Origin of the sequence: Streptomyces sp. NPDC049627 (genome assembly GCF_044465645.1) — a bacterium.
In the GTDB taxonomy this organism is placed as follows: domain Bacteria; phylum Actinomycetota; class Actinomycetes; order Streptomycetales; family Streptomycetaceae; genus Streptomyces.
Window position 1 is genome coordinate 703,654 of record NZ_JBITLW010000001.1, and the last position, 13,882, is coordinate 717,535.

The window sequence follows — 13,882 nt, forward strand, 5'->3', positions numbered from 1 at the left end:
CTCGGCACCCCGGGCGGGTCCAGGGCGCGAAACGCCGTCCTGGACCCGCACCGAGATCCACGTCACTCCACGGCGGTGGGGCGGCGCGAGGCAGCCATCGCCTCGTCCACATCCCGCAGGGGACGCAGCCGGTAGGTGTAGGAGTAGTCGCGGTTCGCGAACAGCTTGTACTCGTCGTGCGTGTGGGCGCCCCAGCTGTTGTCGCCGCCCACGCCCATCTGGCGGTGACTCACCCGGAGCACGACCTCCTCCCTCGGGGTCAGCTGGTAGTCGTGGCGCGCGCCGACCGACAGGTCCTCCGGGGTGAAGTGCGAGGCGTTGACCTCCAGCAGGGGTTCGCCGGAGACGAGCAGGCCGGTGCCGTCGCGGCCGGTGAGGGCGATCCAGCGGACGTCGGTCTTGTTGCCGTTCTCCTGGGGGCGGATGTACGACTCCCACTGGCCGGAGACGGTGCCGGAGTGGCGGCCCACGTCGGTGCCGTTGTTGCGGTCCCAGTGGTTCTCCTCGGGGCCGCGGCCGTAGTAGTGCAGGTTCTCCAGGCGGCCGGGGAGGAAGAGGAGCGTGCCGACCTCCGGGATGTACGGCAGGGAGGACGCGCCCGGGTGCAGGGTGTTGTCGACCTTGATCTCGCCGTTGCCGAAGACCGTGTAGGTGGTCGTGTACGTCGACTCCGTGGTCGTGGGCAGGGTGCCGCTGACCTTGATCTCGACGGCCCTGTCCCGCAGGCCGCGCGCGGCGACACCCGTGACCTTGCGGTCCGCGCCGGCGTCGCGCCAGGTCCGGTTGCGGGTGTGCTGGCCGTTGCCGTGGTCGTTGTCGGTGGGCGCCCGCCAGAAGTTCGGGACGGGGCCCGAGGAGATCAGCTGGGCCCCGCCGGCCTTGTACGAGGTGATGACGCCGGTCTTCTTGTCGACGGTCACCGAGAAGCCCTTGCCCGAGACGGTGACCGCACTGGCACCGTCCTCGTACGTCAGTACCGGAACGCCGTCCAGCGGGGCCGGCGTCACCGCCGGACTGCCCGCGTCGACCGGCAGCTGCTGCTTGGCGACCTCGAAGCCGGCCCTGGCCCACTTCGTCGTCTCCTGCGTGGTGAAGGACAGCTCCAGGAAGTACTCGGTGCCCGGCGCCGGGTCGGCCGGCACCTTGAAGGGCACGGTGATGTCCTTGCTGGAGAGCGGCGCGACGTCCAGCTGTGCGCGGGTCAGCCTCCCGCGCTGGACCGCCCGTCCGTCGGCGACGAGTGTCCAACGGCCCTCGAACTCGCGCAGGTTGGTGAACAGGTTCTCGTTGGTGAGGGTGACCGCCGCGCCGGGGGTGAGCCGGTCGCCGGAGGCCGGGGCGGCGTTGACCGCCTGGTAGATCCGTTTGATCTCGGCGGCCTTGCCCGTGTGTCCGCGGTCGGCGGTGATGATGCCGTCCGCGACGAAGTTGAAGTCGTTGGGGCTGTCGCCCCAGTCGCCGCCGTACGCGAAGAAGGTCTTCTCCTTCGGCCGCTTCTCGGTGAGCTCGACCGTCGCCGCGTCGAACCAGAACCGCACCCCGTCGTCACGGGGACCGCGGCTGTCGGAGGCCAGTTCCCCGGCGCTCAGCGCGCGGGCGTAGACGCGGGCCCGCCGGATGGTGCCGCTGAACTCCCGGCTGGGGTTGTCCGTGTCGGTGGCGAGCGCGAGGGACGCGGTGTTCCTGGCGGGCCTCTGGGTGGTGGTGCGGGTGGCCTTGGCCTCTCCGTCGACGTAGAGGGTGAGCCTGCCCGCGTCCGCGTCGAAGACGCCCGCGACATGGTGCTCGGTGCCGGTCCAGCCGTCGGGCAGCGCCCAGCTCGCCGTGATCCACTGGCCGCCGCCGTAGATGAAGAACTCGAGGTTCTTGTCGGTCTGTTTCAGCGCGTAGTGGGTGTCGCCCTTGGCGAGGATCGGCTGGTGGTAGCCGAGGACGTGCGGGGTGATCCACGCCTCCAGCGTCAGCGAGCCGGTGAGGTCGAGGCTCGCGTCGCGGGCGAAGACGGTGCCGCCGGCGACGCCCTTGGCCCGGTCGAAGGTGCCGCTGGGCGCGAGGATCTCGCCGCGCAGGCCGCCCGGCCCGGCCTCGGTGAACTGCTTGCGGGCCGGGGTGGGCCAGCTCAGCGACTGGTCCACGAAGTCCCAGATCCAGCCGCCCTGAAGGACGGGATAGCGGCGGATCAGGTCCCAGTACTTCTTGAAGTTTCCGTTGGAGTTCCCCATCGCATGGCAGTACTCGATCATGACGTACGGCCGGGTGTCGCCGGTGTTCTTCGCGCGGGACTCGACGGTGGCGGGGCTGTCGTACATCTCCGAGCGGATGTCGCTGATCGTCGGCCGGTCGTCGCCCTCGTACTGGACGACGCGCGTGGTGTCGTACGACTTGATCCAGTCGCGCATGGCCACGAACGTGCTGCCGCCGCCCGCCTCGTTGCCGAGCGACCAGATGACGACGCAGGCGTGGTTCTTGTCGCGGTGGACCATGTTCTGGGCGCGGGCGACGCACGCCTCGGTCCAGTCGGCGTGGTTGCCGGGGTACTGGCCGCGGATGCCGTGGGTTTCGAGGTTGGTCTCGTCGACCAGGTAGAGGCCGTACTCGTCGGCGAGTTCGAGCCAGATCGGGTTGTTGGGGTAGTGCGAGGTGCGGACCGTGTTCATGTTCAGCCGCTTGATGATCGTGATGTCCTCGATCATGTCCTCACGGGTGAGCGCGATGCCGCGGTCGGGGTGCATCTCGTGCCGGTTGGTGCCGCGGAAGGAGACGGGCTTGCCGTTGATCCGCATCAGGCCGTCCTTGAGCGCGAACTCGCGCAGGCCGACGCGGTGGGACAGGGTCTCGACCAGTTTCCCGGCCGGGTCGCGCAGGCGGAGGACGGCCGTGTAGAGGTAGGGGTGTTCGGCCGACCAGAGCTTCGGTGCGGGGACGGACTTCTCGGCCCGCACGGTCACGTCCTGGCCGACGGCGTCCACGTCGACGCCCTGCTGCAGGGGGCGGGACCAGACGGGATGACCGGTCGCGTCGTACAGCTGTGTCTCGACGGTGTAGCGTCCGGCGCCGCTGCCGGCGTAGGCACGCACGCTCGCGGTGACCGACAGGGCCGCCGCCCGGTAGCCGTCGCTCAGCGGGGTGTCCAGCTTGAAGTCGCGCAGGCGTACGACGGGGGTGGAGTACAGGTAGACCGAGCGGAAGATGCCGCTCAGCCGGATCATGTCCTGGTCCTCCAGCCAGTCGCCGTCGGAGTAGCGGTACACCTCCACCGCGATCTGGTTGGTGCCGGGCCTGAGGTGCTTGGTGATGTCGTACTCGGCGGGAGTGAAGGAGTCCTCCTTGTAGCCCACCAACTCGCCGTTGATCCACACGTAGTGGGCGGACTTCACGCCCTCGAAGTGCAGGAAGATCTGACGTCCGTTCCAGTCCTTCGGGACGGTGAACGTCCGTCTGTACTGGCCGACAGGGTTGTAGCGGGTGGGGGCGTTCGGCGGCTGGGTCTCCTCGCCGAGGCCGTTGGGACCCCAGTACGGGTAGGTGATGTTGACGTAGATCGGGAAGTCGTAGCCGTGCAGCTGCCAGACGGAGGGGACCGGGATGGTGTCCCAGTCCCTGTCGTCGACGTCGGGGCGGTAGAAGTCGGCGTCGCGGTCGTCGGGGCGGTCGGCGTAGGCGAACTTCCACTTGCCGTCGAGGCTCATGCGGTACGGCGAGCGGGTGCGGTCGGCTTCCAGGGCCTGCTTGACGTTCGCGTACGGCATCAGCGTGGTGTGCGGGGGCTCGGCGCCGACCTGGAAGAGGCTGATGTTGCCGTTCCACTCCGGGGTCCCGGCCGCCGCTCCGGGGCCCTCGGCCGCGTGCACCGTGGCGGACGATCCGGAGACGGCGAGCGCGCCGAGCAGGGCGGCTCCCCCCTCCAGGAGACGGCGGCGGCTGACCGGCACGTCCAGCGGGCGGGGCGGGGCGGCGGGAGACAGGGGGGTGTCCGGCATGACCATGGCCTTCCTCGCAACGACAGTGCGCTGCATGGTTGAGGGAGCGTCAGATCTTGTGCGGTGCTGTTGGTAAACCGAACGGAACCCTAGGATGCGAACCCCAGTGAAGCAATGATGCTGTCGGGCTTTGTTTGTTCCTGAGGGGCGAGTTGGCGCTCGAACTGCGTCCGGTACAGCTCGGCGTAGCGTCCCCCGGCCGCCAGCAGCTCTTCGTGTGTGCCGCGTTCGACGATCCGGCCGGCCTCGACCACCAGGATCAGGTCCGCGGTGCGCACGGTGGAGAGCCGGTGGGCGATCACGACCGCGGTCCTGCCCTCCAGCGCTTCCGCGAGTGCCTCCTGGACGGCCGCCTCGGAGGTGTTGTCCAGGTGGGCGGTGGCCTCGTCGAGGATGACGACGCGCTGGCGGGCCAGCAGCAGCCGGGCGATGGTCATCCGCTGGCGTTCGCCGCCGGAGAGGCGGTAGCCGCGCTCGCCGACCACCGTGTCGAGGCCGTCGGGCAGGGACCGTACGAGGTCGTCGAGGCGGGCGCGGCGCAGGGCGTCCCAGAGGTCCGCGTCGGTGGCGCTCGGACGGGCAAGGAGCAGGTTGGCGCGGACGGTGTCGTGGAAGAGGTGGCCGTCCTGGGTGACCATGCCGAGGGTGGCGCGCAGGGACGCGGCGCTCAGGTCGCGGACGTCGACGCCGCCCACGCGTACGGCGCCCTCGTCGACGTCGTACAGCCGCGGCAGCAGCTGGGCCACGGTCGATTTGCCGGCGCCGGACGAGCCGACCAGGGCGACCGTCTGCCCGGGTTCGGCGCGGAAGGAGATGCCGTGCAGCACCTCGGCGCCGCCGCGCGTGTCGAGGGTCGCCACCTCCTCCAGGGAGGCGAGGGAGACCTTGTCGGCGGACGGGTAGCCGAAGCGGACGTTCTCGAACTCCACCGGCACCGGGCCCTCGGGGACCTCCTTCGCGTCCGGCCTCTCCTCGATCAGCGGTTCCAGGTCGAGCACCTCGAAGACCCGCTCGAAGCTGACGAGGGCGCTCATGACCTCGACGCGGGCGCCGGCGAGCGCGGTGAGCGGCGCGTACATACGGGTCAGGAGCAGCGCCAGCGAGACGACGGCGCCCGGCTCCAGGGTGCCGCGCAGGGCGAACCAGCCGCCGAGGCCGTAGACCAGGGCGAGGGCCAGGGCGGACACCAGGGTGAGCGCGGTGATGAACACCGACTGCGCGGTGGCCGTCCGCACGCCGATCTCCGCCACCCGCCCGGCCCGGGCCGCGAACTCCTCCGACTCCTCCTCCGGGCGCCCGAAGAGCTTGACCAGCGTGGCGCCGGGCGCGGAGAAGCGCTCGGTCATGCGGGTGCCCATCGCCGCGTTCAGCGTGGCCGCCTCCCGCTGCATCCGGGCCATCCGGTGGCCCATGCGCCGGGCCGGGATCACGAACACCGGGAGCAGGACGAGGGCCAGCAGGGTGATCTGCCAGGACAGGGTGAGCATGACGGCGAGGGTGAGCAGCAGGGTGACGAGGTTGCTGACCACTCCGGAGAGCGTGTTGCTGAAGGCGCGCTGGGCGCCGATGACGTCGTTGTTGAGACGGGAGACGAGCGCTCCCGTACGAGTGCGTGTGAAGAACGCGACCGGCATGCGCTGCACATGATCGAACACAGCCGTACGGAGATCGAGGATGAGCCCCTCCCCGAGCGTCGCCGACAGACGTCGCGCGAGGATCCCGAGCGCCGCCTCCGCCACCGCGATCAGGGCGATCAGCAGGGCCAGGCGGACGACGGTGCTCTCGTCGCCGCCCGTCACGATCGCGTCGACGACGTGTCCGGCCAGGACGGGGGTCGCGACGGCGAGCAGCGCGGTCACCACCCCGAGCACGACGAAGAGCGCGATCCTGCGGCGGTGCGGGCGGGCGAACGCGGCGATGCGGCGCAGCGTGGCGGGGGCGAACGGGCGGCGCTCCCGTTCGGCGTTCATGACGCTGTGCAGCTGGGTCCAGGCTGTGGTCTCCATGCTCATGGGAGAGAAGGTAGAACCTCAAGCAATATCGAGGTCAAGGGCGAGGGGTGCGCCGCGCCGGATGTCCGTCCGCAGCCGGTCCGTAAGGCGCCGTCTCCGCTGCCGCAACCCGCCGTTGTCCCGGCACGGAGAACCTCTCCGGATGTGACAGCCGTACGACTCGCCACCGGACGCCTGATCCGGCGCCTCCCGGTCCGCCAGGTCCTGGTCCTGCTGCCGCTCACCCTCGTCGTCGTGGTCGCGGTGCGGCACCGGGCCGTGCTCGCCGAGGGCATCGGCCATCTGGCGACGGCCAAGTGGCCGTGGCTGCTCGCCGCGGCCTGCGCCACCTGTCTGACCTGGGTGGCGGCCGCGGTGACCCGGCAGGGTGCCGTGGTCGACCGGCTGCCGAAACTGCGGCTGCTCGTCACGCAGTTCGCGGCGGGCTCGGCCAACCACCTGCTGCCCACCGGCCTGGGCGCGAGCGCGGTCAACCTGCGCTTCATGACGGTCTGCGGGCTGCCGCTCGCCCGCTCCTCGGCCGCCCTGGCGCTGTATCTGCTCGCCGAGAGCGTGGCTCGGGTCGGCCTGCTGGCCGCGCTGCTCATCGCCTTCCCCGACGCCCTGCGGCTCGGGCCGCTCCTGCCGGAGGGGGCAGGGGGCCCGCTGCTGCTGGTCATCGGTGCGGTGGCGGCCGTGGTCGTGGCCGTCTTCGCCTGCGTACGCCGGCTGCGCACCGCCGTGCTGTCGTTCCTGCGCACCGCGCTGGGCGAGGCGCGCTCGGTGCACACCCGCCCGTCCCGGGCGCTGGCGTTGTGGGGCGGTTCGCTGGCCTTTCCGGTGCTGCAGGCATCCGGGCTGGTCCTGGTGGGGCTGGCCCTGGGGCTGGACGTGCCGCCGACCCACATGGCGCTCGCGTATCTCGCGGCGACCGTCGCCGTGGCCCTCGTGCCCACGCCGGGTGGGCTCGGCTCGGTCGACGCGGCGCTGGTCGTGGCGCTGGTGGCGGCGGGCGGCCCGGTGGCGGTGGCGACGGCGGTGGTGCTGGCGTACCGGATCATCACCGTCTGGCTGCCGCTGCTGCCGGGGGCGTTGACGCTGGGGGCGCTGGTGCGGTGGAAGGTCATCTGACGGCTCAGTAACGTGCGGGGTCCCACCCAGGGAATTTCCGACTCAGGAAGAGGCCCCGCCATGCCGGTCCGCGTCGAGCGCCAGGGACACGTCACCACCGTCGTCCTCTCCCGTCCCGAGGTGCGCAACGCGGTCGACGGTCCGACCGCCGCCGAACTCGCCGCCGCCTTCCAAGAGTTCGAGGCGGACGACGGGGCCCGGGTCGCGGTGCTGTGGGGCGAGGGCGGCACCTTCTGTGCGGGCGCCGACCTCAAGGCGCTCGGCAGCGAACGGGGCAACCGGGTCACCGAGGAGGGGGACGGCCCGATGGGGCCGACCCGGATGCGCCTGTCGAAGCCGGTGATCGCCGCGGTCGCCGGGCATGCCGTGGCCGGAGGCCTGGAACTGGCGCTGTGGTGCGATCTGCGGGTGGCCGAGGAGGACGCCGTCTTCGGGGTGTTCTGCCGCCGCTGGGGCGTGCCGCTCATCGACGGCGGCACGGTACGGCTGCCCCGCCTCATCGGCACGAGCCGGGCGCTGGACATGATCCTGACCGGACGGCCGGTGCCGGCGGGCGAGGCCCACGCCATGGGGCTCGCCAACCGCGTCGTGCCGACGGGACGCGCCCGCGCCGAGGCCGAGGAACTGGCCGCCGAGATCGCGCGGTTCCCGCAGGGGTGCCTGCGCGCCGACCGGGCGTCCGTGCTCGATCAGGAAGGGCTGGACGAGGAGGCGGCGATGCGGGGTGAGCTGCGGCACGGAGTGGGGGTGCTGACGGAGGGTCTGGAGGGTGCCGCGCGGTTTGCCGCGGGGGCGGGGCGGCACGGGGCTTTCGGGGATCTGTGAACTACGGCCGCCGCCGTCCGTCAGCGGGCGGGCGAGGCGGTCCGGCGTGGCCGTCCAGGACGTCCGGCACACCGATCCAGGCGGCCAGGGCAACGGGGTCCGGCGGTGTACCCGTCACCTCGGTGACTCGCATGTGAACGGCGCGGACCACCTCCGGGCAGTGTGTCAGCGCACCTGCCGCCGAGGCTGTGCCGGGGGCGGCCGGCCTCTTAGTGCTCGTCTCGGCGCTTCTTCTCAGGGCGAGCCCCAGACGGACCCAGGGCTCGTGCCGCTGAGGCCATCGCTCGACCTGGCCGGCCGCCAGTCGGCGCGCCTCTTCCGACGAGCCCTGAAGCCGCGCGAGATCGGCGGGGTCGACCTGGGCCCCGCTGACCTCCAGGAAGCCGGACGCGACCGGCACGGCGCGCAGTTCGTACGCGGCGGTGGCCGCCTTGCAGAGCAACGCCGTGTAGGCATTGGACGGCTCGACGCCGAGATCCGGGCGCAAGGTGACCGCGACGGTCCGCCATGGCGGCCGAGACGCGCCCGACGCCCACGCGTCGGCGACTTCCGCCACCGTGGCGATGCCCGGACGCATGTGTCGCAGGCGCCAGCGGGCACGATGGGCCACCACCGCCTCCATGGCGAGGGACACGATGTCCTCGGGCACGTCCTCGTGGTCGGTCCAGGTGACCGTCGTACCGCCCATCAACGCGGCGAAGTACTGCCCCGCTTCGGTGAGGCGCGGGGACAGGCACAGTGCGGTGTACGCGTCCTGGGCCTGCGTGCGCCAGTACACCAGCTGGAACTGGGCGCGCCGAAGTCCCGCACCCCCCTCGATACGGGTGAGTTTCCGCCAGAAGTCGACCACACCGAAGAAGGCGAAGACCCCTTGGAGGAGCCCGGGCAGGGGACGCGGGTCGTCCCGCCACGGCGCGTAGAACAGTTCCCCGTCCGGCTCATCCTTCTCGTCGTAGAGCGCGACGGAGTTCAGCACGGCATGCAGTTTCATGTGCTGGAACTCGTGGACCAGGCACGCCGCGAGTTCCACGCTGTCGGGGGGAGCGCTCGCCACGATGCCCCCGAACGCATCGCTGGACGACGCCGAGTCCACCACACCGCCCGGCGCGGCGGGCCTGGGTGTCACGGCTGTGAGCGCCGCCGCGATCACGTCCCCGCGCCGGGGGTCGACCCGGTCCAGCAGGCTGCGCGCCGCGCGGAACACCACAGCCCAATTGTTCGTCTCCGAGCTGCCCAGCGGGGACGGGGCCGCCGGCCCCACCGTCTCCCGGTGGGGATCCATGTCGTCCACGAAGAAGTCGAAACCGCGAGCGCCGGCTTCGTGACCCGTCCGGATCCGGCTCACCGGGCGCCAGAACGGAAGGGGGACGTACGAACTCCAGATGCCGACGCCCTTACCACCTCCGAACGTGATCGTCAGCCGGCGGCTCTTGCCCATGCGGCCGACGACCACACGGGCTTTGGTCGGCCGCAGGTCGAAGGCGCCCAAGGTGGGCAGGATGACGAAGCCGTCGCAGACGGGGAGCCGTAGGGCGAACGGCACCCTTGCCGCGAAGGCCGCCACCGCCGCAACGGAGTGCAAGTAGAGCAGATCGTCGGGCAGTGGCCCGGACGGCTCGTCTGCCAGGGTGTGCAGCGTTCGCAGTGTACGGCTCATCCAGCGACCCACTGCAGGGGCGAGGAGGACTGTGGTGACGGCCTGTGGATCCGTACGGTCGGCTCGGACCAGGAGCTCGCGGACCTGTGCCACCGACGGATACCTGTCGCTACGGCTGCTCATGGCCGTCTCCGTGAGATCCAGCAGGTCGCGCAGGGCGATCAGGCGGATGCCTCGCTCCTGCGATCGCAGACTCTCGACCAGCCGACGGTCCTCCGCACCCGTCGCCAGGACGCGAACGGCGGCGCCGTCCACCGCGCGGGCCCGGCCCGAAGATCCGGCGAGAGCTGCCGGTGCGACGGGATCCGCCGGCCGATAGCTATTCCCGGTGGACGAATTCGTCTGATGGGTCCACGAGGAGAACCCCGCGCCATCGCCCGCACCACCGAAGCCGGCGACTGTCCGGTCCGACCGGACGAACCGGTCCACCGCCCGTGCCAGAGCAGCGGAACGCACGTCTCGGCCATACGGCGGGGACAGTGCCCGCTCGACGGAGAGCCCGGTCAGGTCGAGGGTCGCCGAGGACAGTGGGGCCCGGCCCTGCTTCACATCCCCCACCGGTAAGGCTGTCGGGAGCGGACCGGTCTCGTTCGCCAGTTCCGCGAGCACCATGGCGAGGTTGCGCGCGCAGACGACGACGTTCGGATGGTTGTCGCCGAGTCTCCGTCTCCCCGCCTCATGCGCGGCCCTGAAGTGTTCGACCGCGTGGTCGCGGCGCCCGAGGAGATGCCAGACCGTCGCCAGTTCGTGCCGGGCCGCGATGGTGTCCGGATGGTCCACGCCGAGTCTGCGCTCACTGCTCTCCCAGATCGCAGTGAACTCGTCCCTCGCCTGCTCCAGCAGCGCTCTGTCCCCCTCGTGGTCGCGCATGATCCGGGCGCGTTCGTGGCGGGCGATGAGCACGTCGGGGTGATCGTGGCCCCATGCATCGCGGTACTCGTTCACGAGTTCCTCGGCCGCCGTCTCGGCCTCCTCCGCATGACCCGCGTCGCGCAGGCCTCGGACGAGGCCGAGCCTGGCGGCGAAGGCGTCGATGTCGGCTTCCGGCCCCAGGGCCTCGGTCAGTCGGCGAACATCCCGCAGTTCGGTGACCGCCTCCTCGAACCGGCCCTGGCGACGTGCCAGTCGAGCCAGGTCGGCCCGGATCTGCAGGATCCCCCGCGGGCCTGCGTTCGGCTCGCTCAGCCGGAGGGCCTGCGCGATGCGCAGCTCTTCCTCGGCCTCCCGGTACCGCCCCAACTCCAGCAGCGTGCGCGCCCGCCCCAAACGGGCCGACTGGAGCAGCCGATCGCCGGTCGGCAGTCTGCGTTGCCCCACCACCAGATCCCGGTAGATGTCGTCCGACTCCGCAAGATCACCGTTGTCACGCAGTGCCCAGGCGAGGTCCAACCGGACGACGGCGGTTGCCCGGGCCTCCGCACCGACGAAGCGCGCTCTGAGCTCCTCGACCGTTCTCAGTTCGGCGATGGATTCCCCGTACCTCCCCACATCGCGGTAGTAGCGGGCCGTGCGGACCGCGGGCTCAGTGGCCGCGGTCACCAGGTCGGCCGTCAACGGGACGTCGCCGTCCCACTCGGACAGCAGGAGGCGTGCCGCCGGTCCGTGGGGGGCGACGGCCTGCCAACGGGGCCAGTGCATGGGCACGCCCCCTTTCAGGGGGCCGGTGACCCTTTCGAGGAGAGCGGTGACCAGTACGAGCATCGGCAGCGCCTGAGCGGCGAGGTGTGTGCGGCTGGCCGCCCGGACCATCGGGTGGATGGTGATCCAGCTCTGCCGATCCTCCCCCACCTCGTACTCCGGCTCGATGTCGATCAGCTTCAGCCTGGCCAGACCCTCCAGTGACTCATCGAGGGCCTTCTCCGTCAGGCCGTTGAAGAGTTCGCTCCGGGCGAGCAGATCCACGTCGAGGATGTCCTGATCCGGAATGGGAGCCGGGTCGAGGGCGGACAGCAGGCGCAGCAGCGGCCGGGCCTGCTCCATACCCTGACGATGCAGCAGATCGAGGGAGAGCTCCCAGGTGCTCAGCAGCGCGCGGCGTGCTCGCTCCGCCGGGCTGAGGTCGATGTCCGTGTCGGATGCCAGCTCAGCCATCTGTGCGTCGAAGCTGCGGCGGTAGTCGGCGAAGCTCTTGGGCATCGACGCCGAGCGCCGCCGGCGGGGGCGTCCGAGGTAGGAACCGGCGAGGCCCAACGCGAGCGGGAGCCCCCCGAGATGCTCGGCGAGTTCCCGGGCCTCGCCCACGGACCCGGCCCCCGGAGCCAGGTCACGCAGCACCATGGCCCCGTCCTCGCTGGACAACGGATCGACGCTCACCACGTGGACCCAGTCCTCCCCCCACCGCTCGGGGGTCGGTTCACGGCTGGTGATCAGCACTGTGCCCCAGGGATGTTCGGGCCGGCGCAGCCAGCCGTTCTCATCGGCCGTGCGAGCCGATTCCGCGGCGAGGACGGCGGGGTCGTCGATGTTGTCGAGCACCAGCAGCCACGGAACGGTGAGGGCGTCGAGCCGCTTCCAGAGGACATCTGCCGGATGCGCCCCCTCGACGAAGTCGCTCGGTGTCGCCCCGGCCGCGAACGCCACCGCGCGCAGTGTCGCGAACAGGGTTTCCGCTTTCGCCTCCGGCACCCACCACACATGGCTCATCAGGCTGTCGCGGAGCTGATGGGCCGCTTCCAGGGCCACGGTTGTCTTGCCGCAGCCGCCCATCCCGGACAGCAGCCACACTCCGGGGACGTCCGCGTCCCCGGCGGCACGTCGTGTCACCGCGGCTGTCACGTCGTCCACCAGTCTGTCCCGCCCCCGCAGCCGCTCGGACTCGACTCGGCGGTGAGGCACGGCCAAGGGCATGGCGACGACCGGAGGCGGCGACCCCGCGGGCATCGGGCGAGGCTGAGCACCCATGTAGGTGACCTGGACGTCGCCGTTCACGACAGCGGCCGAGAAGCTGCCCGGCCCGCGTGCGGTGAAGGTCCCGGACATGGCGGAAGCCGAGGCCGGTGTGGTGGAGGGTGGGCTTGAGTCAGCCGGTCCGGTCAGCCCTGGGACGGATCCGGCTGAGAAGGGGTGCCCATGCGCACCCCGCCGTTGATCACACCGGCGGTGACCGACGCTCCGTCAGCGCGGAAGGTCGCGTCGCCGCCGACGACAAGACCGCCGGGCCCCGCACTGTCCCGGGGCGCGTGGCCGGCGAGCAGGCTGCGCAACTCCTCGGCGGCGCGATCGCGTTCCGCCGCCTGAAGGTTCTCCAACGCCATCGTGAACAGGGTCTGCCAGGCAGCCTCGTGGCGGATGCGGGCCCGTTCCGCGTCGGTCGGCTCGCTCACCAGCAATGCGGCCGCGGTCTCGTCCAACCGCTCCAGTTCACGTCCTTCGGTCTCCGCATCGCCCCGGCCGAACCAACGCGCCACGGCCTGCCGCAGCCCGTTCCACGCGTCCGTTCCGGCCGCCGCGACCACCGCCCCGCCACCGGCCGACGCCAACGCCAACAGCTCTTCGCTGAGCATCCCGACCTCCCCACGCCGTGGACCTGCCACACGACAGCAATGCCGAACAACCAACGACAGCCGCCCCGTCAGGCAGAGGGCACGGCGTCACCGAGCCACCTACCCACGGCGGCTGCCGCTTGCACACCCTCGCGTGCCGCCGTCGCCGCGCCCTCCCCGGGGTGCAGCACGCCTCCGGCGGCGAACACGCCGGGCCGCGAGGTGCGCATTACGCCGGTGTCGCGGATCAGCGTGCCGGGCCGGACCAGTTCGGTCTCGGGCACGAAGTCGCCGGTGGATACGACCGTGTCGGCCGCCAGCACGGTCGTACGGCCGTCGCGGTGGGGGCGAGGGGGGCTCGAGGCCGGGGCAGGTCTGTGACAATGGCGAGGACGTCGGTTTCGGCGGCCCGTACGGTGCGTACAGGTGCACGGCCTGCTGGAGCTCGCCCGTGGTGCAGACGCCGGACGACCGGGTGCCGGGGACCGATCGTGCGGTGCGGGGACGTTCGCCGGCGCCCGTGACCCGAACGATCGCGCACGCGGTGATCGTCTCCGGGCCGTCCCGGCTCACGGTGGTCAGGGCCAACGGGCCGGCCCAGTCGAGGGCGGTCACCCCGGTGCGTACGACCGCTCCGGCGCCCACGGCGGTCTCGGTGAGCAGGCGGGCGTACGCGGGCCGGTCAGCGGATGGAGCCAGGTGCCGAAGCGGCCGTGGGCACAGTGCCGTGGCGCTCCCCCTGCCTGCTGCTCACGATCCCGCGGCGCGCAGGCCGGCGTAGACGGCGGTGAACCCGGTGCCGAAGACACCGCGTTC

At 71.4% G+C, this 13,882-nt stretch carries 7 protein-coding genes; 2 read left to right on the forward strand and 5 right to left on the reverse strand.

Translation table 11 applies throughout. The features are described 5' to 3' along the window. Window positions 1-62 precede the first annotated feature (62 nt). On the reverse strand, window positions 63-3,980 hold the full coding sequence (locus ACIBU0_RS03120; protein WP_398810775.1) for a glycoside hydrolase family 2 TIM barrel-domain containing protein: 3,918 nt from the start codon (window positions 3,978-3,980) through the stop codon (window positions 63-65). A gap of 89 nt (window positions 3,981-4,069) precedes the next feature. Beyond that, a complete protein-coding gene (locus tag ACIBU0_RS03125; RefSeq protein ID WP_398811758.1) occupies window positions 4,070-5,986 on the reverse strand; it encodes an ABC transporter ATP-binding protein in 1,917 nt (638 codons plus the stop codon). Window positions 5,987-6,136: 150 nt separating this feature from the next. Here ACIBU0_RS03125 and ACIBU0_RS03130 point away from each other — a divergent pair, with 150 nt between their 5' ends. Continuing rightward, window positions 6,137-7,102, forward strand: coding sequence for a YbhN family protein (locus tag ACIBU0_RS03130; protein ID WP_398810778.1), 966 nt, complete (start codon window positions 6,137-6,139; stop codon window positions 7,100-7,102). Window positions 7,103-7,162: 60 nt separating this feature from the next. Next, window positions 7,163-7,927, forward strand: a complete 765-nt coding sequence (locus ACIBU0_RS03135; RefSeq protein WP_398810781.1) for a crotonase/enoyl-CoA hydratase family protein — start codon at window positions 7,163-7,165, stop codon at window positions 7,925-7,927. Window position 7,928: 1 nt separating this feature from the next. On the opposite strand, the gene ACIBU0_RS03140 is transcribed toward ACIBU0_RS03135, so the two are convergent. The 3 genes from ACIBU0_RS03140 to ACIBU0_RS03150 all read right to left on the reverse strand — a co-directional run bounded on the left by ACIBU0_RS03140 (window position 7,929) and on the right by ACIBU0_RS03150 (window position 13,389). Next, window positions 7,929-12,563, reverse strand: a complete 4,635-nt coding sequence (locus ACIBU0_RS03140) for an aKG-HExxH-type peptide beta-hydroxylase (protein WP_398810784.1) — start codon at window positions 12,561-12,563, stop codon at window positions 7,929-7,931. A 53-nt stretch (window positions 12,564-12,616) separates the two neighbouring features. Further along, complete coding sequence (locus tag ACIBU0_RS03145) at window positions 12,617-13,087, reverse strand: hypothetical protein (RefSeq protein WP_398810786.1); 471 nt, start codon at window positions 13,085-13,087, stop codon at window positions 12,617-12,619. Window positions 13,088-13,155: 68 nt separating this feature from the next. After that, window positions 13,156-13,389, reverse strand: coding sequence for a hypothetical protein (locus ACIBU0_RS03150; protein WP_398810788.1), 234 nt, complete (start codon window positions 13,387-13,389; stop codon window positions 13,156-13,158). Window positions 13,390-13,882 lie beyond the last annotated feature (493 nt).